This is a genomic window from Streptomyces sp. NPDC048825, assembly GCF_043198355.1.
Taxonomy (GTDB): Bacteria; Actinomycetota; Actinomycetes; order Streptomycetales; family Streptomycetaceae; genus Streptomyces; species Streptomyces xiangluensis.
In genome coordinates this window covers 217,773-242,082 of record NZ_JBICUR010000005.1, presented here as the reverse complement: position 1 = coordinate 242,082, position 24,310 = coordinate 217,773, and the positions used below count along the sequence as shown (strand labels likewise).

Sequence of the window (24,310 nt, the reverse complement as noted above, 5' to 3'; positions counted from 1 at the left end):
CGGAGCCGCAAATGTCGCAGCCCCGCGCCCCTACTTGTGCTGAGCGCGCGCTATGGATGTGCAGGGACGTCAAGCGCTGGCGCAGGTAAGTCCGAGTGCTATCGAAGCGCGGGTATGTCCAGTGTCAGGCTCGTCGCCTCCGCGTCCAGTTCCGCCCCCACCCCGAACGGGATCGTCAGCGAGCCCTCGCCGTGGCCGAAGCCGAACTCCTCCGTGATCGGGATTCCCAGGCCGCCCAGGCGGTCGAGGAGCAGGGCTCGTACCTCGTCGTACGGGGCGCACAGCGCCCAGGAGCCGAGCAGGACCCCGGCGGCCCCTTCGAACCAGCCCGCGCGCAGGAGTTGGGTGAGGTAGCGGTCCAGGCGGTAGGTCTCCTCGCCCACGTCCTCCAGGCAGAGCAGGCCGCCGCGTGCCGAGGGGCGGGCCCATGGCGTGCCCAGCTCGGCCGCGAGCAGGGACAGGCAGCCGCCCAGGAGGACGCCACTGGCTCGGCCCGGCACCAAGGCGCGGCCGGCGGATGTGATCGTCCGGACCGACTCCGGGTCGAACAGTGTCGACCGCAGGTGTTCCTGTGCCCGCGCGTTCTTCAGGAAGTCGACGGACGCGACCATCGGGCCGTGCAGCGTCACGAGGTCCATGCGGGTCGCGAACGCCTCGTGCAGTGCGGTGATGTCGCTGTAGCCGAGGAACACCTTGGGGCCGGCGGCGCGCAGCGCGTCCCAGTCCAGAAGGTCGACCATGCGTTGGGCGCCGTAGCCGCCGCGGGCGCACAGCACGGCGTCCACGGCCGGATCGCACCAGGCGGCCTGAAGGTCGGCGGCGCGGTCGGCGTCCGTGCCGGCGAGGTAGCCGAACTCCGGGTGGCGGTCGAGGACATGGGATGCCACGACCGGGTCCAGGTCCCAGCCGCGCAGGATGTCCAGGCCCGCCTCGAGCCGCTCCTCGGGGACCCGACCGCTGGGCGCGACGACGGCGACACGGGCGCCGGGGGCCAGTCTGCGGGGGCGCAGGAGGGGCTTCACTTGGTCAGCTCCAGCGTGGGGATGCCGGGTGGGTTGAGGCCGAAGACCTGGGCGTACAGGGAGAGTTCGGACTCCAGGACGCGCACCGTCGTGTCCGCGCGCCGGAAGCCGTGGCCCTCGCCCTCGAAGGCGATGTACGCGTGCGGCACGTTTCGTCCCTCCATCCGGGCCAGGAACCGTTCGCACTGGGCGGGAGGGCAGACGACGTCGTCGAGGCCCTGGAGCAGCAGGAAGGGTGCGGTGATCCGGTCGGCGTGCTCGGTGGGCGACCGCTCGGCGTACCGGCCGGGTACGTCGGCGTACGGTCCGACGAGGGTTTCCAGGTACTGGGACTCGAAGTCGTGCGTCTCGTCGGCGCTCCAGCCCGCGAGGTCGAGGATCGGGTAGAGGACGGTTCCGCAGGCGTAGACGTCGGTGCTCGTCAGGGACGCGGCCGCGGTCCAGCCGCCCGCGCTGCCGCCCCGGATGGCGAGCCGGTCGCGGTCCGCGGTGCCCTCGTCGGCGAGGGCGAGCGCGACGGCCGCGCAGTCCTCGACGTCGACGACGCCCCACTGCTCGCGCAGCCGGTTGCGGTACGCGCGGCCATGGCCGGTGGATCCGCCGTAGTTGACCTCGGCCACACCGATGCCGCGCGAGGTGAAGTAGGCGATCTGCAGGTCGAGGACGAGCGGGGCCCGGTCGGTGGGGCCGCCGTGGGCCCAGACGACGTAGGGCGGGAGTTCGTCGCCGGGGGCGATGCAGGCGGGGTGGTGCGGCGGGTAGACATGGGCGTGGATCTCGCGTCCGGCGGGGCCGTTGAAGGTGCGGATCTGCGGTTCCGGGTAGTACGCGGGGTCCACCGGGTCGTCGTGGGCGTCGCCGATGACACGGGCTCGGCGGGTGCCGGCGTCGAGTTCGACGACCTCGTACGCGCTGCGCGGGCTGGCCGCGATGCCGAGGACGCGGCTGCCGTTCGCCGCGAGATTCGACGCGAACTCGGTCCAGGGTCCGGCCGTGTCGACGACCTCGCCGGTCTCCGGGTCGAGGATGCCGAGCGCGGTGGCGCCACGCCCGTGCACGACGGCGATCAGTCCGTCCGCTAGGGGCGCGAACCAGCTCCGGCCGATCTTCCACAGCGGTCCGCCGAACTCCTCCTCGCGCGGGCAGAGGGGTTCGCCGTCGCGGTAGAGGTTCCACCAGCCGGTGCGGTCGCTGGAGTACAGCAGGGACCCGTCGGCGGCCCAGTCGACCTGGGCGATCGACTCGTCGGGCCCGCCCGCGGCCCGCCGGGCGCCCTGGAGGGTCCCGTCGCCGGCCACGTCGGCGAGCATCAGTTCCGTACCGTCCCACGGCATCCGCGGGTGGTCCCAGGCGAGCCAGGCGGCCCGCTGCCCGTCGGGCGAGACCCGGGGGCCGGTGACGAACTGGTGCCGGTCGTCGGTGAGTTCGCGTACGGCGTCCCGGTCCTGCTCCGCCGAGCCGTCCAGCGGCACGGCGGCCACGACCCGGCGAACGTCGGTGGGCCCGTCGCCGGTGAACTCCTCCAGTACGCACCAGACTTCGCCCCGCTCCAGGTGCAACTGCGGGTCCACCCAGCGCAGTCCGCCGCCCACGAGCGACAAGGGTGTGAGGGGACGCGGCTCGCTGTGGGGGGCGGCGGGCTCGTACGCGTACAGCCGCTGGTCGGCGAAGTTGACGAAGACGACCAGCGGGCCGGTGTCGGGCATCGTGCCGGTCCAGGGCTGTCCGCCGTACTCGATGACACGGCTGCGCACGTTCCACGGGGCGGGCAGCACCGACTCCTCGCGGCCGTCGGCACGACGTCGCACCAGGGTGCGGCGGCCGGCCTCGTTGGGCCGAGGCTCGGTCCACCAGGCCTCGTCGCCGACGAAGCCGACGTACTCGGGGTGCCCGTCGTGCGCCGCGGCGAGCGACGCGTCGATGGGCGAGGGCCAGGAACCGTAGGCCAGGGTCTGCACGATGTCCCCCATTTCCCTGCCGAAGTGGACTTGCCAAAGTGCGGTGCGGTACCGCGCCCCTGAGGAGGCCGCAGGCTCTTAGGGGCGCGGGCTGTGACATATGCGCCTCTGCCGCGCGGGCGCGACCAGCCACGACGTACCCGCAGCTTCGAACCGCATTCCCAGCGGAGCGCTCAGGCCGCGCGCAGAAAGCGGTCGAGTACGCGGACGCCGAAGTGGAGCGCGTCGACCGGTACGCGCTCGTCGACGCCGTGGAACATGGCCTGGTAGTCGAAGCCCGCGGGGAGCTTCAGCGGAGAGAACCCGTATCCGGTGATGCCGAGCCGCGAGAACTGCTTGGCGTCCGTGCCGCCCGACATGCAGTACGGCACGACATGTCCCTCGGGCGCGAACTCCTCGACGGCGGCGCGCATCCTCGCGTACGTCGGCGAGTCCAGCGGCGACTGGAGGGCCACCTCGTGGTGGTGGAACTCCCATTCCACGTCCGGCCCGGTGAGTTCGTCGAGCGTCGCGCGGAACTCGTCCTCGTGGCCGGGGAGATAGCGTCCGTCGACGTACGCGACGGCCTCCCCCGGGATCACGTTGACCTTGTAACCGGCGTTCAGCATGGTCGGGTTGGCGCTGTTGCGGACGGTCGCCTCGACCAGCTTCGCCGCCGGGCCGAGCTTGTCCAGCAGCCCGTCGACATCGTTGAGGTAGTCCGGTTCGGGCTCGATGCCGTACAGCGCGGCGAGTTCGACGAGGGCCGCGCGGACGGTCGGCGTCAGCCGCGGCGGCCACTCGTACGCGCCGATCCGTGTGATGGCGGCGGCGAGACGGGTGACCGCGTTCTCCCGGTTGACCTTGGAGCCGTGCCCGGCCCGGCCCCGCGCGGTGAGCTTCAGCCAGCCGGTGCCGCGCTCGCCGGCCGCGAGGGGATACAGCTCCCGCCCGGCGCCGTCGTGGAAGGTGAACGCCCCGGACTCGCTGATGCCCTCGGTGCAGCCGTCGAAGAGCTCGCGATGCCGATCCGCGAGGAAGCCCGAGCCGTCCTCGGCGCTCGCCTCCTCGTCGGCGGTGAAGGCGATGACGAGGTCACGGCGTGGACGGACGCCGTCGCGCGCCCACTGGCGTACGACCGCGAGGATCATCGCGTCCATGTTCTTCATGTCGACCGCGCCCCGGCCCCAGACGACCCCGTCACGGATCTCCCCGGAGAACGGGTGCACGCTCCAGTCCTCGGCCTGGGCGGGGACCACGTCCAGATGACCGTGGACCAGCAGCGCGTCGGCCGACGGGTCGCTGCCTTCGAGGCGTGCGACGACGTTCGTACGCCCCTTCGTGCGCTCCAGCAGCGTCGGCTCCAGGCCCGCCTCGGCGAGCCGCGCGGCGGCGTACTCGGCGGCGGGCCGCTCCTGGCAGTCCCCGCCCCCGCGGTTGGTCGTGTCGACACGGATCAGGTCGGAGGTGAACTCCACGACCTCGTCCAGAGCCTGCTGGTCAGCCATACTGCTCCTCCACTGCGGCCGAGACGATCGTGGTGACCGCCTTGAAGGTACGGATGCCCTCGTACATGGTCGCGCTCGTGTACGCGACCTTCCGCTCCCCGATCCGGTCCACACCCGGCACGACGGTGGCCGCCGACGCCAGATGCTCGGCGTCGAACTCCAGCGCCACCGTGAACGGACCGCCGTCCACGGGCTCGTGCCGCACGGCGAGTGCGACCGCCTCCTTCGCCGCCGCGCGGATGTCGGACGCGGTCCGCGCCGGCGTCCGGCACACCGCCGCGTAGCGCGAGACATGGTCCTTGACGGCGACCTTCAGCGCCTCGGGCGCGTAGCCGAGCGCGTCCTCGCAGGCCACGTCGTCGCCGGTGACCAGCACGACGGGGACGCCGTACTCCGCGACGACATGCGCGTTGAGCAGGCCCTCACTGGCGCGTACGTCATTGACCCACACGCCGGTGATCGAGTTGGCGAGGTAGGTGTGGGCGAGAACCCCCTCCATGCCCGCCCCGGCGTGATAGCCGACGAACGCGATGCCGTCGACGTCGCCGTGCTGTACGCCTTCCACCATGGACAGCGACTTGTGCCGTCCGGTGAGCATCTGCGCCCGCTCGTCCAGCCGCTCGAGGAGCAGATTGCGCATGGTCCAGTGCGCCTCGTTGATGAGGACTTCGTCGGCGCCCCCGTCGAAGAAGCCGAGCACGGCGGCGTTCACGTCCGAGGTGAACATCGACCGGCAGCGCTCCCACTCCGGCGTGCCCGGCAGCACATCTGCCGGCCAGGTCACGCCGGTGGCTCCCTCCATGTCGGCGCTGATGAGGATCTTCATCTGCGTCACGTTACGCGCCGGACCGGAAACCGGCCAGGAATCAGGAGGGGCCCAGCTCCAGTTTCCGACCCACTCGCAAACCCTGATAATTCGCACTTCTCAGACCTCCGCCATGAGCTCTACGCTCAGTACAGATGGCGGGCGATGGCCGGCCTGTCGACCACCGCCGCCTGTGACGAGCGGAGGCGGAAATGAAAGCGTCGATACGGCGGTCCGCGATCTTCGCAAGCGCGGCTGCTCTTGTGATAGCCGTCTGCGGTACGACGGGCACAGCCCAGGCGGACCCGGGCGATGGTGAGCTCCAGTTCGGCTACGTCCTGTCGGAGACGGGACAGCTGGCCTACCTCGGCCCGCCCCAGATCGAGTCGTTGAAGTTCGCCATACAGAAGATCAACGACGCCGGCGGGGTCCTGGACAAGTCCGTGCCGGCTGTGGTCTCCAGTGACGAGGCGGGCCAGGAGGCCGTTGCCGCGCAGTCGGCGGACCGGGTCCTCGCGGCGGGCGTGGACGCGATCATCGGGGCCGCGGCTTCCGGCATGTCGCTGGCGTTCATCGACCGGGTGACCGGAGCGGGCGTCGTGCAGTGTTCGGGGTCGAACACCGCTCCCACCTTCACCGACTACGAGGACGACGGCTTCTACTTCCGTACCGTCCCGAGCGACGCATTGCAAGGGCCCATCCTGGCGGATGTCATCCGCGACGACGGCCACGACCGGGTGGCCCTGGTCGCACGGGCGGACGACTACGGGCGCGGCCTCATGGAGGCCACGCGGGAGACACTCGAGGACCGCGGTGCGACGGTGACGCTCGCCGAGACTTACGACCCGAAGGCGACCAACTTCGACCAGGTCGTCCAGCAGGTGGAGAACTCCAGGCCGGACGCCGCCGTGGTGATCGCGTTCGAGGAAGGCACCCAGATCCTGCAGGGCATGATCGAGTCCGGACTCGGGCCCGACCGGATCGGCGTCTACGGCGCCGACGGACTGCGCAGCGAGGAGCTGCCCTCGCTGGTCGCCCCGGGCCAGCCCGAGAGGCTCTCCGGGATGAAGGGGACCGCGCCGGCATCGGCGGAGAACGAGCAGTACGTGAAGGATCTCAAGGAATTCGCGCCGGATCTGAAGGAGCTGCAGTTCGCACCGCAGGTGTTCGACTGCGTGACGACGATCGCGCTGGCCGCCGAGAAGGCGGAGTCCGACGACCCGGGTGAATACGTGAAGGAGATGAACGGGATCACCAAGGACGGCGAGAAGTGCAACTCGTTCGCCGCCTGCAAGGAGCTGCTCGCGGACGGCAGGGACATCGACTACGACGGTGTGAGCGGTCCGCTCGACTTCACCGACAAGGGCGAACCCGGTCAGGCGTCGATCGAGGTGTACGGCTACAACGACAAGGGACAGCTGGAAACCCTGCGTACCGAGATCAGCAGGGCCGAGGAGTGACCGGGAGGACCGACAGCGGGAGTCAACGGACGCGGGCGAGCGTGCCGAGGTAGAGCTCGATCACCTTCTGGTCGTGCAGCAAGGCCGTACCCGTGCCGGTGTACGCGTTGCGGCCCTGGTCGAGGACGTAACCGCGGTCGCAGAGCTGAAGGCACCGGCGGGCGTTCTGCTCGACCATGAGCACGGCGACGCCCGCGCTGTTGATCACTCTGCACCGGTCGAACACGTGGTCCTGATGGAGCGGTGACAGGCCGGCCGACGGCTCGTCGAGCAGCAGCAGCTGCGGCTCCATCATCAGGGCGCGGGCCATCGCGAGCATCTGGCGTTCGCCGCCGGACATCGCGCCGGCCTTCTGCCTGCGGCGGTCGGCCAGCACGGGGAAGAGCTCCTCGACCGCCGCGACCCGCCGCGCGTGGTCCTTGGGCCGCAGATACACGCCCATCCGCAGGTTCTCCTCGACGGTCAGCGTGGGGAACACGTTCTGCAGCTGCGGCACGTAGCCCACGCCCCGCCGGACCAGCTCGTGCGCGGGCCGGCCGGTCACGTCCTCGCCGCGCAGCCGCACGGTCCCGCCGCGCACCCGCAGCAGCCCGAAGACGGCCTTGACCAGCGTCGACTTGCCGGCGCCGTTGGGGCCGATCACGCCGACCACCTCGCCCGGCCGCACCTCGATGCTGCATCCACGCAGCACGTCGACACCGGGGACGTAACCGGCGACGATGTCGTCGGCCGCCAGCACCGGTGCCTGCTCCTCGGCGGACATCTCTACTCCTCTCCGCCCTTCTCCTCGGTCGCCTCCGGCTCGTCGTGCCGCTTGCCCAGGTAGGCGTCCACGACGGCGGCGTTCCGGCCGATCGTGTGCGGTGGGCCCTCGGCCACCAGGCGGCCGTCGGCCATGACGGCCACCCAGTCGCTGATGCCCATCACCACGTCCATGTCGTGCTCGACGAAGCACACCGTCAGCCCCTCGTCCCGCAGCTGCGTGATGTGTCCGAGCAACGACTGGGTCAGCGCGGGGTTCACCCCGGCCATCGGCTCGTCGAGCAGGAGCATGACCGGCCGGGCCATCAGCGCGCGGGCCAGTTCCAGCAGCTTGCGCTGACCCCCGGAGAGAGTGCCGGCATGGTCGTCGCGCAGGGGCCCGAGCCGGAACCGGTCCAGCAGTTCGTCGGCCCGGCGCTCCAACTCCCGCTCCTGCCCGCGCCACAGCGGTCGCAGCAGCGCGGGCAGCGCCCGCTCGCCGCGTTGCCCGGACGCGGCGAGCAACATGTTCTCCAGCACGGTGAGCCGGGCGAGCGTCCTGGTGAGCTGGAACGTACGGACCATTCCCCGCCGCGCCACCCGGTGCGCCGGGGCGCCGGTGAGCGGCTGTCCGTCGAACGACCACCGGCCGCCGTCGGCCCGGTCGAACCCGCTCACCACGTTGAACAGTGTGGTCTTGCCCGCCCCGTTCGGCCCGATGAGCGCCGTGATGCCCCCGCGCTGCACTTCCAGGTGCTCGACCCGCACGGCGGCAAGACCGCCGAAGTTACGGGTCACCTGGTCCAGGACCAGCAGGGGATCGGGCTTGCGCACCCCCGGCTCGGGATCGATCGCGGAGAGCCGGCCCGGGTGGGACACGGCGGGGTCAGCGGCCACTGAGCAGCATCTCCTTCCGGCTGCCGAGGATGCCCTGTGGCCGGAACGCGACCAGCAGGATCAGGGCGATGCCGACCAGGGCGAAGCGCACCGCGCCGACCTCCGACGTGCTGATGAGGTCCGGCGAGATGTACTCGGCGTCGATGGCCTGGCGGAGCGCGCTGTCGAGGAAGCTGAGGACGAACCAGAACAGGATCGCGCCGACGACCGGCCCGAGGATCCGCCCGGCACCTCCGAGGACGAGCAGCGTGTACAGGAAGAACGTGACGCCCGGATCGTAGTTGTCCGGGTTCACGGACTGCACCTGGATCGCCTGCACCATGCCCGCGACCGCCCCGATGACGCCGCCGAGCACGAGGCTCTGCATCTTGTACGCGTAGACGTTCTTGCCGAGGCTGCGCGCGGCGACCTCGTCCTCACGGATCGACCGGATGACACGGCCCCATGGGCTGTGGATCAGCAGGGCGAGCAACAGTCCGACCACGAGCACCAGCGCCCATCCGACGATCATCACCCAGAGGTCGCGGGAGCTGAACCTGACCAGCCACGGGCCGTAGGTGCCGGGCTCTATCGGGTTGAGCGCGTAGAAGTCGTTCGCGAACCTCTGCAGCCCGAACACCCCACCGGTGACGGGCTCGGCCCAGCTGGACCGGTAGAACAGCCGTAGCGTCTCCCCCGCCGCGATCGTGGTGATCGCGAGGTAGTCGGCGCGCAGCCGCAGGGTGGGCAGGCCAAGCAGCAGGGCCAGCACGATCGCGCAGGCGATGCCGCCCAGGACACCGAGCCACATGGGGCCGTTGTACGTCGCCACCGTGATGGCGAGCCCGTAGCCGCCGACCAGCATGAATCCGACCTGGCCGAAGTTCAGCAGCCCCGTGTAACCGAAGTGCAGGTTCAGGCCCATCGCGGCGAGCGCGTAGATGGCCGCGATGGGGCCGATGCCGGAGCGCAGGGCGTCGGAGACGATGGCCGAGAAGTCCATGGCGCGCCCCCTCACCCGACACGTTCGGCCCGGCCGAGGATGCCCTGCGGCCGGACGAGGAGGACGAGGATCAGAACGAGCAGCGCCCAGGCGTACTGCAGGTCGACCGGGAACCACAGTGTGGACATCTGGGCGACGATGCCGATGACGAGGCTGCCGACCATCGCGCCGTAGGCGGAGCCGAGCCCTCCCAGGATGACCCCGGCGAACATGAGCAGCAGAAGCTTGAAGCCCATGTCCCAGGTGACGATCTCGACCAGGCCGAAGAAGACCCCGCCGAGTGCGGCCAGTCCGCCGGCGAGCATCCACACGAACAGCACCACCCGCTGCACGTCGATGCCCGACGCCTCCGCGAGGTCCCGGTTGGCGGAGACGGCTCGGACAGCCGTACCGATCCGGGTCTTCTGCAGGAGCGCGGCAATGCCGAGCAGCACCAGCACGGCGAGCAGGGTGACGGTGAGGTCCCGCGGGGTGATGCCGGCCGGCCCGAGGCCGATCGTGCTTTGGATGTCGTACTGCGCGTAGGAGCCGGGCCGGGTTCCGTACAGCACGAGCACGACATGCCGCAGCACCAGTGAGAGCCCGATGGTGACGATGAACATGTTGATCAGCCCGGTGCCCCGGGCCCGCAGCGGGCGCCAGATGCCACGGTCGACGGCTCCGCCCAGCAGGGCCCCGAAGACCACCGCGGCGATGGCGGCGGGGATCAGGTGCCAGCCCGGACCGGCCGCGGAGACGTTGAGGAAGAACGCGAAGGTGGCTCCGATCGTGACGAACTCGCCGTGCGCGAAATTGATCAAGTGGATGGTGCCGAAGATCAGCGAGAGTCCGACCGACGTGATCGCGATGATGACCCCGAACTGGATACCGTCGATCAGCGCCTGCAGAGCGCGTGCACCGAACGTGGGGCCGCGCGGAACTGCCTCACCCTGGGCCCGCGCGGAGATCGCGGGCACCATCACGAATACCAGGGCGAGGGCCGGTACGAGCATCCGCTGATAGCGCACGGCGGTTCCGGTATGTCACGAACGTCCCTTGTGACTCAGTGTAAGCGCAGGACAGAGTGGTGACTCGGGCAGGCTCAGCGGACGCCTTTGCCCAGTGCGGTCTCTCATCCGGCGGTCATCTCATCCGGCTGCCCACAGGCCCCGTACGTGCCCGAGATGCCGCGTCATCACCGCGCGTACCGCCTCCTCGTCGCGGGCGATGAGCGCGTCGAGGATCTCCAGGTGCTCCCGCGCGGAGTTCTCCAGGCGGCCCGCCTCAACGAGTGCGTGCAGGCCGTAAAGACGGGAGCGCTTGCGGAGGTCGCGCACCACCTCGACCAGATGCTCGTTGCCGGCGAGCGCGAGCAGGCCGAGGTGGAAGCGGGTGTCCGCCTCGACGTGCGCGATGAGGTCGCCCGCCACGGCGGCCGTGACGGTCTCCTCGGCGGCGGGGCGTAGTGCCTCCAGGGCGACGGGGTCGGCCGTGGTGGCAAGCCCGGCGGTCGTGGGGATCTCTATGAGCGAGCGGATGTGGGTGTACTCGTCGAGCTGTTTCTCGGAGACGGCGGTGACCCGGAAACCCTTGTTCGGCACGGTGTCGACCAGGCCCTCCTTGACGAGGTCGAGCATGGCCTCCCGTACCGGCGTCGCCGAGACACCGAAGCGGGCGGCGAGGGTCGGCGCGGAGTACACCTCGCCGGGGCGCAGCTCGCCCGCGATCAGCGCGGCGCGCAGGGCGTCGGCGACGCGCTCGCGGTAGTTGCGCTTCTGTCCCCCCAGGGTGGGCAAGGCGGGGGCGCTGGTGCGCTGGGCGGGCATCGGGTGTCTCCTTGCGGCTTACGACGTACAGGCGGGCGGCAGGATTCAGAGCACGAACCCGGCCGGGAACGGATCGGACGGATCGAGCAGGTACTGGGCGGTCCCGGTCACCCAGGCACGCCCGGTGAAGCTCGGCAGCACGGCCGGGATCCCGGCGACCTCGGTGGTCCCGAGGAGCCGCCCGGTGAACCGCGTCCCGATGAAGGACTCGTTCACGAACTCGGTGTGCAGCGGGAGTTCACCACGCGCGTGCAACTGCGCCATGCGCGCGCTGGTCCCCGTACCGCAGGGAGAGCGGTCGAACCAGCCGGGGTGGATCGCCATCGCGTGGCGCGAGTGCCGGGCGTCGGAGCCCGGGGCGACGACGTGCACATGGTGGCAGCCACGGATGGAGGGGTCCTCGGGGTGGACGGGCTCTGCTTCCGCATTGATGGCGTCCATCAGGGCGAGACCGGCGGCGAGGATGTCGTCCTTGCGGGCCCGGTCGAAGGGCAGCCCGAGCTGGTCGATCGGCAGGATCGCGTAGAAGTTCCCGCCGTACGCGAGGTCGTAGGTCACTGTCCGCCCGTCGGCGAGGGTGACCTTGCGGTCGAGGCCGACGGAGTACGACGGCACGTTCTGGAGGGTGACGGCCTTGGCGGCCCCGTCCTCCACAGCGACTTCGGCGACGACGAGTCCGGCCGGGGTGTCGAGCCGGATGGTGGTGACCGGCTCGACGACCTCCACCATGCCCGTCTCGACGAGCACGGTCGCCACCCCGATCGTGCCGTGCCCGCACATGGGCAGATAGCCGGAGACCTCGATGTAGACGACCCCGTAGTCGCAGTCGGGGCGGGTGGGCGGCTGAAGGACGGCGCCGCTCATCGCGGAGTGCCCGCGCGGCTCGTTCATCAGCAACTGCTTGATGTGGTCGCGGTGTTCACGGAAGTACAGGCGCCGCTCGTTCATGGTGGCGCCCGGGATGGTGCCGATGCCGCCGGTGATCACCCGGGTCGGCATGCCCTCGGTGTGCGAGTCGACGGCGTGCAGGACGAGTTTGCTGCGCATGAGTGTCGATCCTCCGTTACGCGAGTCCGGCGGCGAGGGCTTTCTCGGTGGCCGCGCGCACGGCGGCCTCCTGCTCCGGCAGGAGCGGGACGCGCGGCGGGCGTACGGGTCCGCCGTGCCGCCCGGCGATGTCCATGGACAGCTTGATGGCCTGCACGAACTCGACCTTCGAGTCCCAGCGCAGCAGCGGATGCAGCTGCCGGTAGAGCGGCAGCGCGGTGGTGAGGTCGCCCTCGACCGCGGCCTGGTAGAGCTCGACGGAGGCTTTGGGCAGCGCGTTCGGATAGCCGGCCACCCAGCCCTTGGCGCCCGCGATCGCCAGCTCGAGCAGCACGTCGTCGGCGCCGATCAACAGGTCGAGTTCCGGGGCGAGTTCGGCCAGCCGGTAGGCGCGCCGGACGTCGCCCGAGAACTCCTTGACCCCCTGGATGTGCCCCTCGCCGTGCAGCTTCGCGAGCAGTTCGGGTACGAGGTCCACCTTGGTGTCGATGGGGTTGTTGTACGCCACGATGGGCAGCCCCGCCCTCGCGACCTCGGCGTAGTGGGCAAGGACCGAGCGTTCGTCGGCACGGTAGGCGTTGGGCGGCAGCAGCATCACCGCACGGCAGCCGGCGTCGCGCGCCTGCTCGGCCCAGCGGCGGGACTCGGCGGACCCGTAGGCGGCGACCCCGGGCATCACGCGCTCTCCGCCGATCGCGGCCACGGCCGTCTCGACGACCTTGGCGCGCTCCTCCCCAGTGAGCACCTGGTACTCGCCGAGGGAGCCGTTCGGTACGACTCCGTCGCAGCCGTTCGCGACGAGCCAGGCGCAGTGCTCGGCGAACTTGTCGTAGTTCACGGAGAGATCGTCGTCGAGGGGCAGGGCTGTGGCGACGAGGACACCGCGCCAGGGGCGGTTCTCGGTGACGTCGGTGACGGTCATGAGCGGTCCCATCCGATCAGTAGAGGGGGACATTTCCGGTATGATGGCCTGGTCGTTCTGTGAGCCCTTGAAGGCACGAACCGGCCTGGCCGGGGAGACGGTTGTACGTGGTGTTGACCGGATCGACGTCGCCAGGACTTCCTGGCATGGGGCCTTGCCACCGGTCCCGCACTGCATGGCGGTCCGGCCGTCATGCGGTGGATGCGACCTGTGACCGTCCTGTCGTAGGGGGCAGTCGGGAGCGCGACGAGGTGTGAACGACCGGCTACACAAGCTCGGGTGTTCACGGCCGAGAAGGTGATTGGTGGTCTGTGTCCCCGGCCCGTGCCAGCACGCCGAGCGGTACGGGCCGGGCGAACGGCCGTCGCGAGGGCTGGAACTCGCACCCCGCGAGGCCTGCCACCGCCGGTCCGCACATCCGGCCCTGGCACCAGCCCATCCCGGCCCGGGTCAGCAGCTTCACGGTGCGTACGTCACCGGCGCCGAGCTCGCCCACCGCCTGCCGGATCGCGGAGGCGGGCACCTCCTCGCAGCGGCAGACGACGGTGTCGTCGGTGACCTGTTCGGTCCAGTGGGCGGGCGGGTCGTAGACGGTGTCGAGGAGGGCGAAGAACTCCCGCAGTCCGCTACGCACCTTGGCGGCAGCCTCGTACGAACACGTGTCGGGTGTAAGGGAGTTGAGCCGCGCCGCGATCGAGAGTCCGGCGATTCTCCCCTCGGCGAGCGACAGTACGGCGCCGCCGATCCCGGTGGTCTCCCCCGCCGCCCAGACGCCGGGCACATCGGTACGCTGCTCGTCGTCGACGGCGACGCCCGGCCCGTCGAGCCGGCAGCCGAGCGCCTCGGCGAGGTCGGTGTGCGGCAGCATGCCGTGCCCGACGGCGAGGGTGTCGCACGGAATGCGCCGCTCGCTGCCGGGCCGGACCCGCCCGTCGCCGTCGAGAGCGGCAACGGTCACGGCCTCGACCCGTTCCCTGCCGTGCGCGGCGACGACGGCGTGACGGACGTGGACCCTCACCCGCCGCCGCGCCAACTCGGCGGCGTACCGGGCGCCTTCGGCAAGCTTGGCGGGATGGGCGGCCAGCGCTCTCGCGTGCCGCACGAAGACCTTGGGATCCGCGGCCTCGACGAGCGCGGCAACCTCCGCCCCGGCCGCCGCGAGCCCGACCGCCACCGGCATCAGCAACGGCCCGGTCCCGGCCACCACGACCACCCGCCCCGGCAACACCAGCCCACCCTTGAGCATGGCCTGCGCCCCGCCCGCGGTGACCACTCCCGGAAGGGTCCACCCGGGGAACGGCAGAAGCTTCTCGTACCCCCCGGTGGCAAGCAGCACGGCATCGGCATGAACGGCGACGGGCTGCTCCTGCTCGGGGCCGAGGAGGGCGTGCACGGCAAATCCGTCCGACTGCCGCTCCACGAACCACACGTGGTGATCCGTCAAATGCGTGATGCGGCCCCTCGCGATGTGCGCCGCAAGGCCATCACGCAGCCGTTCCCAGGTACGCCACTGGTGGTGCAAGGCCTGGGGACGGCGGGCGCCGAGCGCTGCGGCGGGCTGACGGTAGAACTGACCGCCCGCCTCCGCCGCGGAGTCGATCAGGGTCACGCGTACACCACGCGCGGCAGCGGCAATCGCGGCCGCAAGCCCGGCAGGGCCCGCACCGACCACCGCGACGTGCGGCGTCCCCTCAGCCATGCTGCTGCCCATCGCGCCCCGTCCCTTCCTGCGTACGGATCACATCGCCGGCCTCCGCCCGAACCAGACAAGCGCGTTGGTTCGCCCGCCCGTTGACGGTCACCAGACAGTCGAAGCAGACCCCGATCCCGCAGAAGACACCGCGCGGTTCACCGCTCCCCCGCGTCGTACGCCACGACGTGATGCCCGCCGCCCAGAGCGCGGCGGCGATCGTCTGTCCCGGCAGGACGGCGATCGCACGGTCGTCGAAGGTGACGGTGAAGGCGGAACCGGGCCGTGCCCCCACCAGCTCCAGCGGAGATCTCGTACGTCTCACAGGCCCTCCTCGGGGAATCGATCAGGACGGAACGGGGTGAGGTCGAGATCCGGGCTCTTCTCGCTCAGCACCTGGGCGATCAAGCGCCCCGTACCCGTGGCGAGTCCGATCCCCGCCCCCTCGTGCCCGCACGCGTGGAAGAGCCCGGGCACCCGTGCGTCCGGCCCGATCGCGGGCAGATGGTCGGGCATGTACGGACGGAAGCCGAGGTAAGCGCGCATCGCCCGCACCCCCTCCAGGAACGGAAACAGCCGCGTGGCCCCCGCCGCCAGCGCCCGCGCGACCGGCAGCGAGAAGGCCCGGTCGAACCCGACCCGTTCCCGGCTGGCCCCGATCAGCACCGGCCCGGCAGCCGTCCCTTCCACGACCGGCGAGGTCTGCAACGCCGCCGAGTCACTGGCCACATCGGCCACATAGTCAGCGGCGTACACCTTGTGCCGCACGGTACGAGGCGCCAACGGTTCGGTGACAAGAACGAACCCGCGCCGAGGCAACACAGGCAGGGACGCACCGGCAAGCGCGGCCACCTCCTCGCCCCAGGTCCCCGCAGCGTTCACGACGGCCGGAGCATGAATCTCCCCCTCAGAGGTACGCACTCCCCGCACCGCCCCCGCCCCCGTACGCAGCACCTCCGTGACCGCCCACCCCGTCCGCAACGAGGCCCCGGCAGCCCGAGCGAGCCGTACGACATGGGCAGCGGCGAGGGTAGGCATGACCTGGGCGTCCTGCGGATACAGCACCCCACCCGCGAGCCCTCCCGCCAACTGCGGCTCCAGGTCCGGGAGTTGGTCGGCATCGACCGCCACAGCCTCAACTCCGGCCGCCCGCTGCCCGCCGGCAAACCCCTCCAGCCCCGCAAGCCCCTCCCCCGAGGAGGCAACAACGAGCCCACCCTTGAGGTCGTACTCAACAGCCGCACCAATACCGGGCTCCCCGGCGAGCTCACCCCACAACCGCCCGGACAACAGAGCAAGTTCAAGCTCAGGCCCAGGCTCCTTGTCGGACACGAGCAGATTCCCCTCACCCGCCCCGGTAGTCCCCCCGGCCACAGCCCCACGGTCCACGAGAACGACATCGAGCCCCGCCCGAGCCGCATACAGGGCACAGGCGGCCCCCACCATCCCGGCCCCAACGACAACAACATCGCAGGTCAACACCACACTCACCCCAGTACCATGTCACATGTCACAAGCGACGCCAAGGGTGCGCCCGTTTAAGGGCGCGGGGAACTGCGCCACCAGCCCGGCCTCGGGAACGTCGGTACAGCCGTTGCCGCTTAGAACGATCATGGCCCGATCGGTGCGAGGTGCTGACGCGGTTCTCGTACTCGCGGCGGGCCTTGCGCTGGGCCGGGACTGCCGGGACGTCCTTGGCTGCCGTCGAGCGACTGGCAGCGGGCGAGGAGCGTGCGGTGCACGGAAGGGACGGCGCTGACGCGGTCCGGAGGGGTTCTCCGGCGCCGGACCAACTGCGTGAAGAAGCAGTGGGCCGTCCCGTCGGCGTACTGCTTCACGAACCTCGGCAGCCGTCCTTGGCCGGGAGGGTTGGGGCTCTCGGGTCAGGGGCGGGTGAGGCCGCAGCGGAGCGCGCACCGACTGCGGGAGCGAGCAGGATGGCCGCAGTGGTGAAGGCGAGGACGACGATCATGGCGAGGCGCAGGCCGTAGTGATCGCCGAGGAAGCCGAGACTGGGCGGGCCGACGAGGAACGCGACGTAGCCGATCATCGCCACGAGGCTGACACGTGCGGCCGGGTCGGGTCCGGAATCGCCGGCCGCCGAGAGGGTGAGCGGGAAACCGAGCGAGGCTCCCAGGCCCCACAGGAGAACGGCGGCGCCGGCCAGGACGGGGGAGTCGGCGAAGACGACAAGGGCGATGCCGAGGCTGGCGCAGATGGCGCTGCCCCGGACAACGTGGGAGCGGCCGAGGCGGTTGATGAGGGATCCGCCGGCGAAGCGGCCGATGGTCATGGCCGCGGCGAAGCCCGTGTAGACGGCTGACCCCATGGCGGGATCCATGCCGTGGCCGTCGACCATGAGCAGGGGCAGCCAGTCGTTGGCGGAGCCCTCGGCCAGCGCCATTGCCAGGATGACGCCTCCGATCAGCAGCAGCCTCCGGTCTTTCCAGACCTTCACGTGCGCCGTCGAGGTGCCGGCTTCGGGCTGCACATCGTCGTTCCGGCGTATCCCCACTGCCTTGGGGATGGCACGGAAGGCATGGGCAAGCATGGCTGCCGTGACAAGGGCCATGGCGGCCAGGTGCCACTGAACCGGGATGGAGGCAGCGGTACACAGGATGCCGAGCGCGGCTCCCACGACGGTGCCCAGGCTGAAGAAGCCATGCAGGGTGGGCAGTACCGTCCGTCCGGTGATCTGCTCGACATCGGCGCCATCGATGTTGATCGCAACCTCTCCCCCGCCCATGCCGGCACCGAAGAGGAAGAGACCGGCTGTGGCTACGGGGGCGGAGGAGAGCAGCGTCCCGCTACCGATGACCGTCATGCTGAGGATGATCAGCACTGTGGCGGCGCCCATGACGGGCCGGGTGCCGAACCTGGCCACCAGCGTGCCGGAACTGAGAATGCCGATCATGGAGCCGACAGACAGCCCGAACAGGACGATCCCCATCTGCGCGGTCGAGACGCCGAGTTGGTCTCGGATGTCGGGCGTTCGGGTCACCCATGAGGAAATCGACAGACCGGGTATGAGGAAGAAGAGGAACAGCGCCGCTCGACGGCGACGCGTGGCCAGATCCATGAGAAACCGTGCTCTTTCCACGCGAACGTATTCAATACCAGCGGGTGGATGATCGTGCTGAGCCCTCCTGCCGGCCCGGGGGCTCAGCCACGCCGGCGGCAACGCCCTGTTCCAGGCAAGCGACACTGCCATAGCAGCCGGACGCTGGAAATCCAGAGTTTCGGCAAAGCCCAGCGCGCCCAGCGGCCGAGCATTTCGGCCGGCTCGCCATCCCTCCCTAGAAGGTGTGTTCAGGCGCCGGGAACGCCCCCGCACTCACCTCGGCCGCGAAGTCCCGGGCCGCGTCGCGCAGTACATACTGCACGTCGGCATACTGCTTCACGAACCGCGGCAGACGCCGGGTCCGCAGCCCAGCCATGTCCTGTCGCGGTCGACGTCGTCCAGGAAGAAGAACCGCTTGCCTGGGGGCTGGGGCGCAGCCCCAGTTCGGGAAGGGGGCGGGTCCGGGGAAAGAAAACCCCACCCCCACCCACCCGCACCCTCAACCCCGCCCCGCCACCACCCACTTGGACGGCAACTCAATCCGCGTACCGTCGCCCTGGTACTCCGTGGTGACCAGGGGCAGCTCACCACTGGCAAAGATGGTGAGCCCGGCGGACCGCAGATACTCCATCACCGCGTCATCGGCCACCTCGCCGGGCGCGATGCCATGCCGAAAGACAGGCGCAAGCTTGGCCGGCGGCCCCTCCGGCCGCTGGGCGAGCCCACGCAGTACAACCCCGGCGGCCTCGGCGAGTTCGACGAGGAAGGCACGCCCCCGCTCCCCCACCAATGCGGCAACGCCATCGACGAGCGGCTGCCGATCGTCGAGCTCACACTGGTGAAGCACACCCCGCATATAGACGTTGGCGTCGCCGAGTTCGGCATGCAGTGTCTCCGCCTCGTTCTTCTCGGCGGCGTCTATGAGGCGGTACGAGGCCTGCCCCGCCCGGTCCGCGTGCCGGGCGTGCTCAAGGGCAGCGGCGGACAAATCGGCGCCGACAACGTGGGGATACCGATCGGCGAGGAACCGCGTCTGGGTCCCGTTACCGCACCCGAGGTCCACGAAGGGCAGCCCCGGAGCGGCCAAGTGCGGTTCGAACAGCGGGAGATGGACCCCGACGGTGAGGGCGGGCTCCGCGTCCCAGAAGACGGCCCCCTGTTCGTCAGGAGCCTCTCGCCAGAAGCCCTCCCACGCGTCCCTGTACCGAGTAGTCACGCTCATGCCCGCTCCCCAGGATGCGACAGCGCCCGCCAAAACGGGCGGGCCAGATCGGTGTACCGCGCCCGGAGTGAGGCGACAAGCGCACGGCACACACCTTTCGTACCTTTCACGACTCATTCGACGCACGTACGCCGCCGCGCGCCCCCGCGGCTAACGACGAGGCAGCGTCATCTCGAACCACACGGTCTTGCCGGAAGCCGTGCGGCTGGCGCCCCACTCCCGGGCCAGCCTGCTGACCACACGCACGCCGCGGCCGAACTCGTCATGTGGCCCCGCACTGAGCATCGTCGGCAACGTGGGATCGTCGTCATCCACCTCGCACAGCAACGTGTCCCCACGAACAACCCGCAGCTCGATCCGCCGGCTACGGGCATGCCGTACGGCATTGGTGACGAGCTCGCCGACCATCAACTCAGCTTGATCAGCAAGCGAGTTGAGCCCCCACTCATGGAGCTGTTCACGAACCACGTCCCGCGCACGACTCACCTCGATCGGCTCAGCCGCGAGCCCCCATGTAGCGACATCCTCAGGCTCGATGCCTCCCAGCCGAGCCATCAGCAACGCCACATCGTCCTTACGCCCGCCGCGCCCCGCTTTCGAAAACGTCTCGGCAAGGGAACCGGATGATGGTGTCGCAGGCGTCGTCCATGGACGCCGCCGGATGCGCGGCGGACTCGCACAGCGTGGCGAGCCCGACGCCGATGTCCTCACCGCGCACCTCCACCAGTCCGTCCGTGCACATCACAAGCCGGTCGCCGGGCGCCACCCGCACCCGTACGGTCTCGAAGGGCACTCCGCCGACCCCTATGGGCGCCCCCGTCGGCAGGTCGAGCAGTTCGCTGCGGCCGTCCTCGGCACGGACCAACACCGGCGGAACATGGCCCGCGTTGGCGATCTGGAGCTCGTCGGCGATCGGGTCGTACACCGTGTACAGACAGGTCGCGAGATAGTGCTCACCGAGCCGCTGCGCCAAGTCGTCGAGGTTTCGCAGAAGTTGGGCGGGCGGCAGGTCGAGGCCCGCCATGGTCTGTACGGCGGTGCGCAACTGGCCCATCATCGCGGCCGAGTTGAGCCCGTGCCCCATCACATCGCCGACGACGAGCGCGGTCCGTGAGCCGGGCAGCTTCACCGAGTCGAACCAGTCGCCGCCGACCCGCCCCAGCAACGTACCCGGCAGATAGCGGGTGGCGATGTCGCAGCCCGACATACGGGGCGCGATGTGCGGCAGCATGCTGTCCTGGAGGGTCTCGGCGACGCTCTCCTGGTACGTGTACATGCGGGCGTTGTCGAGCACGAGCGCGGCGCGGGCGGCGAGTTCGGCACCCGTCACCCGGTCCATGTCGTTGAACTCGACGCGCTCCGGGTGGCGCAGCAGGATCATGAACCCGAGGACCACGTTTCGGGCCTTGAGCGGGACGACCAGCATGGAGCGGCCGGTGATGAGGGGCCGGATGTCGCGCTTCTCGAACTGCGCGGCGATCATGTGGCCCATCTGCTCGCTGATGCGCGGCACGAGAACGGGTTCGCCGGTGGTCATGCATTGGAAGAACGGCGTGTGCGCCGGGAACGGCATGGCTTCGCCGACCGGTACGACATCGTCCCAGCGGCCCGGCTCGTCGGTGTGCTCCACGGCGACGCGGTGCCACATGGTGGTCGTGTCGGGCACACCGTCGGGGAAGCCCTCACCGGCGACGACCTGTTCGCGCAGGTACGTCCCGGCGACGTCGGTGAACCGCGGCACCACGGCCTTGCTGACCTCGATGATGGTGCGGGACAGGTCGAGCGAGGTGCCGATGCGCCCGCTGACCTCGTTCAGGAACTCCAGACGTTCACGCACCGCGGCGTACTCGAGGTCCTCCACGTCATTCTCGTGGTCCGCGGGCAGGGGCTCACCGGACGCCGCCGCCCGGGCCGCACGCTCCTGGCGTGCCTTCCGCTCGATGCGCCGCGGCACACCCCAGTCGGGAGTGACGGGCACCCGTTCGTTCTGGCTGAACTCCAGGACGGGATAGCCCAGTTCGAGAACCTGCCCGACGATGCGGGCGCTCTCGCCGACACTCATGCTGGGCAGGATCTCGGGCAGCCGGCGGGCGAGGTCCTCGGCGCCGGGGAAGTCGGTGTGCAGCGCGAAGCCGGGCGCGATGCGCTCGACGGGCTCGCTCGCCCCTGTGTCATCGGCGGCGTCGTCGCGGCGCGTCCCGTCCGCGTCGGCGGCCAGCACGAGCAGCCGTTCCCGGCCGGGGCCCACCAGGGGATACGCCCACCACAGGACGTCGACCCGTTCGGAGCCCGGCACCGAGAGCCGGGCGCGGCCCGCCGCCGGGTAGGACAGCCGCCCGTCGAGGGACGATTCGAGGTCGGGGCCGAGTCCGTCGTACGCGGCATACGCTCCGTACGGCGTGATCTCGTCGTCCTCGGTCAGGGCGCCGGACACGGGGAGCAGATCGGCGGCGGGGCGGCCCACCGCTTCATCCTTGGGGGTCCCGAACAGGCGCCGGGCGCCCCGGCTCCAGTGGGAGACCAGCCCCTCGCGGTCGACGACGACCACGGCCAGCGGAATGCGGCCGACCGCGACAGTCTCCACCACAGCGCCGTTCCCGGCTCCGCCGCCTGAAGCCGCGCCCCCATCGGTGCCACGGTCCATGGCCAAGGCCCCTTCTCCCCACGGTCCCGCAAGATCTGTGCCGCACCCACCACGGTACGGGTGCGTACGGTTGCCATGTGTGGCAACCCGGGAATTGCTCCGGCGTACGCGACGGAGCGCCGCCGGCGGAAACATCGGGAACGCCGCGACAGAGCGCGTCAGTGCAGGGCGCGTTCAACGCGCCCTGCACAGGGACCTCTTGGGATTCTTTGGGCTACTTCTCGACCTCGGCGGCGAGCTTCGCCAGCACCGTGTCGTAGATCCGGCCGAGGCCCTTGGGCGCGAAGGTCTTCTCGAAGAAGCCGCCGATGCCGCCGGCGCCGTTCCACACGGTGGTCACGACAACGCGGGCCGCGCCTTCGCCGGCCGGGGTGACCCGCCAGGTGGTGACCATCGAGGAGTTGCGGTCCTTCTCGACGAGTTCGCCGTCGGTGGGCTCGCTCACCTCGAGCAGGCAGTCACGGATGCGCTTGCTGGTGGCCTGGAGCTTCCAGTGCACGAGGGTGCCTTCGCCGTCACCGCCCTCGCGGACCTCGTACTCGCTGAAGTGCTCGGACAGGATCTTCCCGCGCGTGCCGCTGTAGTCGGCCAGGGCGTCGAAAACGTCGTCCGGCTGAGCCGCTACGACTCGCTCCGTGGTGGCCTCGACCTGCGCCATTGGTTCCTCCAGCACTTGGAAACTCGGGGGTGGCACGGTCAGCCAACCACCAGGCGGCCGAGCCGCCCAAATCGGGGTCCCCCAAGGGGCGCAGAAAGGGCGGCGGAACCGGCGCGGTGTGCGGCCTCCGATCAGGGGCGGCGGCCCGCGAGGACGCAGAACTCGTTCCCCTCCGGGTCGGCAAGTGTCACCCAGCTCTCATCGCCGGTTTGGCCGACGTCGGCGTGTCGGGCCCCCAGGTCGAGCAGGCGACGGACCTCTTCTTCCTGCTCCCTGTCGGTCGGGTTGACGTCGATGTGGAGCCTGTTCTTGACGGTCTTGCCCTCGGGCACCTGCGCGAATGTCAACGCCGGTGGCACCGGGCCAAGGCGGTCTTTGCCTTCGGGCACGGCAGGGGAGCCGATGATGACGATTCCGTCGTCTTCGTCCTGCACCTCGTAGTCAAGGACCGAGCACCAGAACCTGGCGAGACCGCGGGGATCGGCACAGTCGATCGCAAGCTCGGTGAACTTACTGGCCATGTCAGGACCTCCCAGTCGAGTAGCGGGTCCGCCGACACCTGCTGTGACGGCTTCTGCTGTCTGCTCAACCCGCCATCCTTCCCGACCCTTCACCTCAACTCCCTGCTCAACGCCCTGCCGAAAAGTTTGACTCACTCCACACACAATCAAGGGAACAAGTGTTCTATTCTGTGCTCAGTGCTACCGAGGAGGCCTCATGCGCTGGGAGAACCTCACAGTGGAGTCCGGCGGCAATCCGCCGGAGAACCCCGCGCTGTTCGGCGCGGACGCGGTGACCACCCGCACCTTCGACACGCCGGAGTTCCGCGGGATCACCTTCCACGAGATCCGGGCCCGCTCGATCGTGAACCGGGTGCCGGGAGCCTCACGCATGCCCTTCGAGTGGACGGTCAACCCGTACCGCGGCTGCTCACACGCGTGTGTCTACTGTTTCGCCCGCAAGACCCACAGCTATCTGGACCTCGACACGGGCCTCGGCTTCGACAGCCAGATCGTGGTGAAGGTGAACGCACCGGAGCTGCTGCGCCGTCAGCTGGGCTCGCGTCGCTGGCAGGGGGAGCACATCGCGATGGGCACGAACGTCGACTGCTACCAACGCGCCGAGGGCCGCTACCAGTTGATGCCCGGCATCATCGCCGCCCTGCGCGACCACGCGAACCCCTTCTCGATCCTGACGAAGGGCACCCTGATCCTGCGCGACCTCGACCTCCTGAAGCAGGCCGCCGCCGTCACCGAGGTCGGGATATCCGTCTCCGTGGGCTTCACCGATCACGAGCTGTGGCGGACCGTCGAACCGGGCACACCCGCCCCGGAACGGCGCCTGGACGTCGTGCGGACGCTCAACGAGAACGGCATCGGCTGTGGCGTACTGATGGCCCCGGTGATCCCCTTCCTGAGCGACCACCCCTCCCAACTGCGCGCCACCGTAGGGGCGATCGCGGCTTCCGGAGCGACCTCGGTGACCCCGCTCGTGCTGCATCTGCGGCCGGGAGCGCGCGAGTGGTTCATGAGCTGGCTCGAGCACCATCACCCGCATCTGGTACGCCGTTACGAGCGTCTGTACGCGGAAGGCGCGTACGCCCCGAAGTGGTACCAGCGCCGGATCACCCGTCAGGTGCACGAACTGGCCCAGGAGTACGGCATCGGTCCCACACGCGCGGGGATGCCTCGCCGGAGGCCCCAGCCGGAGCCGGAGCCGGAGCCGGTCGTACCGGGGCCCACTCAACTCACTCTGCTCTGACGAACGTTTCCCTGCTCCGACCAGCGCCTTTGCCCGGCATCCGGCGGCATCGCGCTGCCCAATAGTGTCAACTCTTCGCAGAACCTGTCCTTCCTGAGGGTCATTTCCGGGACGATGCGGGGCGGGCCGTGATGTGCACGGTTCAAAT

The 24,310-nt window shown here is 70.0% G+C and carries 21 protein-coding genes and 1 pseudogene; 2 read left to right on the top strand and 20 right to left on the bottom strand.

The window, feature by feature from the left end; genetic code table 11:
* Positions 1 to 98: 98 nt before the first annotated feature.
* The 4 genes from ACGFNK_RS15065 to ACGFNK_RS15050 all read right to left on the bottom strand — a co-directional run bounded on the left by ACGFNK_RS15065 (position 99) and on the right by ACGFNK_RS15050 (position 5,293).
* On the bottom strand, positions 99 to 1,022 hold the full coding sequence (locus tag ACGFNK_RS15065) for an LD-carboxypeptidase (protein WP_393415874.1): 924 nt from the start codon (positions 1,020 to 1,022) through the stop codon (positions 99 to 101).
* Entirely contained in the window at positions 1,019 to 2,992 is a 1,974-nt protein-coding gene (locus ACGFNK_RS15060) for a prolyl oligopeptidase family serine peptidase (protein ID WP_393415872.1), read from the bottom strand. Before ACGFNK_RS15060 ends, ACGFNK_RS15065 begins: the two co-directional genes overlap by 4 nt.
* A gap of 161 nt (positions 2,993 to 3,153) precedes the next feature.
* The gene (locus ACGFNK_RS15055) at positions 3,154 to 4,467 is read right to left on the bottom strand and encodes a M20/M25/M40 family metallo-hydrolase (RefSeq protein ID WP_393415870.1); all 1,314 of its coding nucleotides are present in this window, start codon (positions 4,465 to 4,467) and stop codon (positions 3,154 to 3,156) included.
* Positions 4,460 to 5,293 carry a M55 family metallopeptidase gene (locus ACGFNK_RS15050; RefSeq protein WP_393415868.1) on the bottom strand — a complete coding sequence of 278 codons (834 nt, stop codon included), beginning with the start codon at positions 5,291 to 5,293 and terminating at the stop codon, positions 4,460 to 4,462. The genes ACGFNK_RS15055 and ACGFNK_RS15050 overlap by 8 nt, the downstream gene beginning before the upstream one ends.
* A gap of 191 nt (positions 5,294 to 5,484) precedes the next feature.
* On the opposite strand from ACGFNK_RS15050, the gene ACGFNK_RS15045 reads away from it, so the two are divergent.
* Positions 5,485 to 6,732, top strand: a complete 1,248-nt coding sequence (locus tag ACGFNK_RS15045) for an ABC transporter substrate-binding protein (protein WP_393415866.1) — start codon at positions 5,485 to 5,487, stop codon at positions 6,730 to 6,732.
* Positions 6,733 to 6,754: 22 nt separating this feature from the next.
* Here ACGFNK_RS15045 and ACGFNK_RS15040 read toward each other — a convergent pair whose 3' ends face one another.
* The 16 genes and pseudogenes from ACGFNK_RS15040 to ACGFNK_RS14965 all read right to left on the bottom strand — a co-directional run bounded on the left by ACGFNK_RS15040 (position 6,755) and on the right by ACGFNK_RS14965 (position 22,922).
* A complete protein-coding gene (locus ACGFNK_RS15040; protein ID WP_393415864.1) occupies positions 6,755 to 7,495 on the bottom strand; it encodes an ABC transporter ATP-binding protein in 741 nt (246 codons plus the stop codon).
* Between the two features lie 2 nt (positions 7,496 to 7,497).
* Positions 7,498 to 8,370: an ABC transporter ATP-binding protein gene (locus tag ACGFNK_RS15035; protein ID WP_393415862.1), complete on the bottom strand. Its 873-nt coding sequence runs from the start codon at positions 8,368 to 8,370 to the stop codon at positions 7,498 to 7,500.
* Entirely contained in the window at positions 8,360 to 9,352 is a 993-nt protein-coding gene (locus ACGFNK_RS15030) for a branched-chain amino acid ABC transporter permease (protein ID WP_393415860.1), read from the bottom strand. The genes ACGFNK_RS15035 and ACGFNK_RS15030 overlap by 11 nt, the downstream gene beginning before the upstream one ends.
* A gap of 11 nt (positions 9,353 to 9,363) precedes the next feature.
* Positions 9,364 to 10,359 (bottom strand): branched-chain amino acid ABC transporter permease, encoded by a 996-nt coding sequence (locus ACGFNK_RS15025; RefSeq protein WP_393415858.1) that lies wholly within the window; start codon positions 10,357 to 10,359, stop codon positions 9,364 to 9,366.
* Between the two features lie 120 nt (positions 10,360 to 10,479).
* Positions 10,480 to 11,157 (bottom strand): GntR family transcriptional regulator, encoded by a 678-nt coding sequence (locus ACGFNK_RS15020; protein ID WP_393415856.1) that lies wholly within the window; start codon positions 11,155 to 11,157, stop codon positions 10,480 to 10,482.
* Between the two features lie 45 nt (positions 11,158 to 11,202).
* Positions 11,203 to 12,204: a proline racemase family protein gene (locus ACGFNK_RS15015; protein ID WP_393415854.1), complete on the bottom strand. Its 1,002-nt coding sequence runs from the start codon at positions 12,202 to 12,204 to the stop codon at positions 11,203 to 11,205.
* Positions 12,205 to 12,220: 16 nt separating this feature from the next.
* The gene (locus ACGFNK_RS15010) at positions 12,221 to 13,126 is read right to left on the bottom strand and encodes a dihydrodipicolinate synthase family protein (RefSeq protein WP_393415852.1); all 906 of its coding nucleotides are present in this window, start codon (positions 13,124 to 13,126) and stop codon (positions 12,221 to 12,223) included.
* A 283-nt stretch (positions 13,127 to 13,409) separates the two neighbouring features.
* Positions 13,410 to 14,837 carry an FAD-dependent oxidoreductase gene (locus ACGFNK_RS15005; RefSeq protein WP_393415850.1) on the bottom strand — a complete coding sequence of 476 codons (1,428 nt, stop codon included), beginning with the start codon at positions 14,835 to 14,837 and terminating at the stop codon, positions 13,410 to 13,412.
* Complete coding sequence (locus tag ACGFNK_RS15000; protein WP_393415848.1) at positions 14,818 to 15,141, bottom strand: (2Fe-2S)-binding protein; 324 nt, start codon at positions 15,139 to 15,141, stop codon at positions 14,818 to 14,820. Before ACGFNK_RS15000 ends, ACGFNK_RS15005 begins: the two co-directional genes overlap by 20 nt.
* Positions 15,138 to 16,307 carry an NAD(P)/FAD-dependent oxidoreductase gene (locus tag ACGFNK_RS14995; protein ID WP_393415846.1) on the bottom strand — a complete coding sequence of 390 codons (1,170 nt, stop codon included), beginning with the start codon at positions 16,305 to 16,307 and terminating at the stop codon, positions 15,138 to 15,140. The genes ACGFNK_RS15000 and ACGFNK_RS14995 overlap by 4 nt, the downstream gene beginning before the upstream one ends.
* Positions 16,308 to 16,650: 343 nt before the next feature.
* A complete protein-coding gene (locus ACGFNK_RS14990) occupies positions 16,651 to 17,895 on the bottom strand; it encodes an MFS transporter (RefSeq protein WP_393415844.1) in 1,245 nt (414 codons plus the stop codon).
* Positions 17,896 to 18,112: 217 nt separating this feature from the next.
* Positions 18,113 to 18,253 carry a 3-methyl-2-oxobutanoate hydroxymethyltransferase gene (locus ACGFNK_RS14985; protein ID WP_393415842.1) on the bottom strand — a complete coding sequence of 47 codons (141 nt, stop codon included), beginning with the start codon at positions 18,251 to 18,253 and terminating at the stop codon, positions 18,113 to 18,115.
* 123 nt (positions 18,254 to 18,376) lie between these two features.
* The gene (locus ACGFNK_RS14980; RefSeq protein WP_393415840.1) at positions 18,377 to 19,099 is read right to left on the bottom strand and encodes a class I SAM-dependent methyltransferase; all 723 of its coding nucleotides are present in this window, start codon (positions 19,097 to 19,099) and stop codon (positions 18,377 to 18,379) included.
* A 150-nt stretch (positions 19,100 to 19,249) separates the two neighbouring features.
* Positions 19,250 to 21,743, bottom strand: a pseudogene (locus ACGFNK_RS14975) (SpoIIE family protein phosphatase).
* Positions 21,744 to 21,957: 214 nt separating this feature from the next.
* Entirely contained in the window at positions 21,958 to 22,401 is a 444-nt protein-coding gene (locus ACGFNK_RS14970; RefSeq protein WP_386341872.1) for an SRPBCC family protein, read from the bottom strand.
* 131 nt (positions 22,402 to 22,532) lie between these two features.
* Entirely contained in the window at positions 22,533 to 22,922 is a 390-nt protein-coding gene (locus ACGFNK_RS14965; protein ID WP_393415837.1) for a VOC family protein, read from the bottom strand.
* Positions 22,923 to 23,118: 196 nt separating this feature from the next.
* Here ACGFNK_RS14965 and ACGFNK_RS14960 point away from each other — a divergent pair, with 196 nt between their 5' ends.
* Positions 23,119 to 24,162: an Rv2578c family radical SAM protein gene (locus ACGFNK_RS14960; RefSeq protein WP_393415835.1), complete on the top strand. Its 1,044-nt coding sequence runs from the start codon at positions 23,119 to 23,121 to the stop codon at positions 24,160 to 24,162.
* The last annotated feature ends 148 nt before the right edge of the window (positions 24,163 to 24,310 follow it).

Excerpts from the sequence above, each read along its gene's own strand:
- ACGFNK_RS15060 (WP_393415872.1), bottom strand. The coding sequence starts at position 2,992 with ATGGGGGACATCGTGCAGACCCTGGCCTACGGTTCCTGGCCCTCGCCC.
- ACGFNK_RS15055 (WP_393415870.1), bottom strand. The coding sequence starts at position 4,467 with ATGGCTGACCAGCAGGCTCTGGACGAGGTCGTGGAGTTCACCTCCGAC.
- ACGFNK_RS15050 (WP_393415868.1), bottom strand. The coding sequence starts at position 5,293 with ATGAAGATCCTCATCAGCGCCGACATGGAGGGAGCCACCGGCGTGACC.
- ACGFNK_RS15045 (WP_393415866.1), top strand. The coding sequence starts at position 5,485 with ATGAAAGCGTCGATACGGCGGTCCGCGATCTTCGCAAGCGCGGCTGCT.
- ACGFNK_RS15040 (WP_393415864.1), bottom strand. The coding sequence starts at position 7,495 with ATGTCCGCCGAGGAGCAGGCACCGGTGCTGGCGGCCGACGACATCGTC.
- ACGFNK_RS15030 (WP_393415860.1), bottom strand. The coding sequence starts at position 9,352 with ATGGACTTCTCGGCCATCGTCTCCGACGCCCTGCGCTCCGGCATCGGC.
- ACGFNK_RS15020 (WP_393415856.1), bottom strand. The coding sequence starts at position 11,157 with ATGCCCGCCCAGCGCACCAGCGCCCCCGCCTTGCCCACCCTGGGGGGA.
- ACGFNK_RS15015 (WP_393415854.1), bottom strand. The coding sequence starts at position 12,204 with ATGCGCAGCAAACTCGTCCTGCACGCCGTCGACTCGCACACCGAGGGC.
- ACGFNK_RS15010 (WP_393415852.1), bottom strand. The coding sequence starts at position 13,126 with ATGACCGTCACCGACGTCACCGAGAACCGCCCCTGGCGCGGTGTCCTC.
- ACGFNK_RS15005 (WP_393415850.1), bottom strand. The coding sequence starts at position 14,837 with ATGGGCAGCAGCATGGCTGAGGGGACGCCGCACGTCGCGGTGGTCGGT.
- ACGFNK_RS14990 (WP_393415844.1), bottom strand. The coding sequence starts at position 17,895 with ATGGATCTGGCCACGCGTCGCCGTCGAGCGGCGCTGTTCCTCTTCTTC.
- ACGFNK_RS14985 (WP_393415842.1), bottom strand. The coding sequence starts at position 18,253 with ATGGCTGGGCTGCGGACCCGGCGTCTGCCGCGGTTCGTGAAGCAGTAT.
- ACGFNK_RS14980 (WP_393415840.1), bottom strand. The coding sequence starts at position 19,099 with ATGAGCGTGACTACTCGGTACAGGGACGCGTGGGAGGGCTTCTGGCGA.
- ACGFNK_RS14970 (WP_386341872.1), bottom strand. The coding sequence starts at position 22,401 with ATGGCGCAGGTCGAGGCCACCACGGAGCGAGTCGTAGCGGCTCAGCCG.
- ACGFNK_RS14965 (WP_393415837.1), bottom strand. The coding sequence starts at position 22,922 with ATGGCCAGTAAGTTCACCGAGCTTGCGATCGACTGTGCCGATCCCCGC.
- ACGFNK_RS14960 (WP_393415835.1), top strand. The coding sequence starts at position 23,119 with ATGCGCTGGGAGAACCTCACAGTGGAGTCCGGCGGCAATCCGCCGGAG.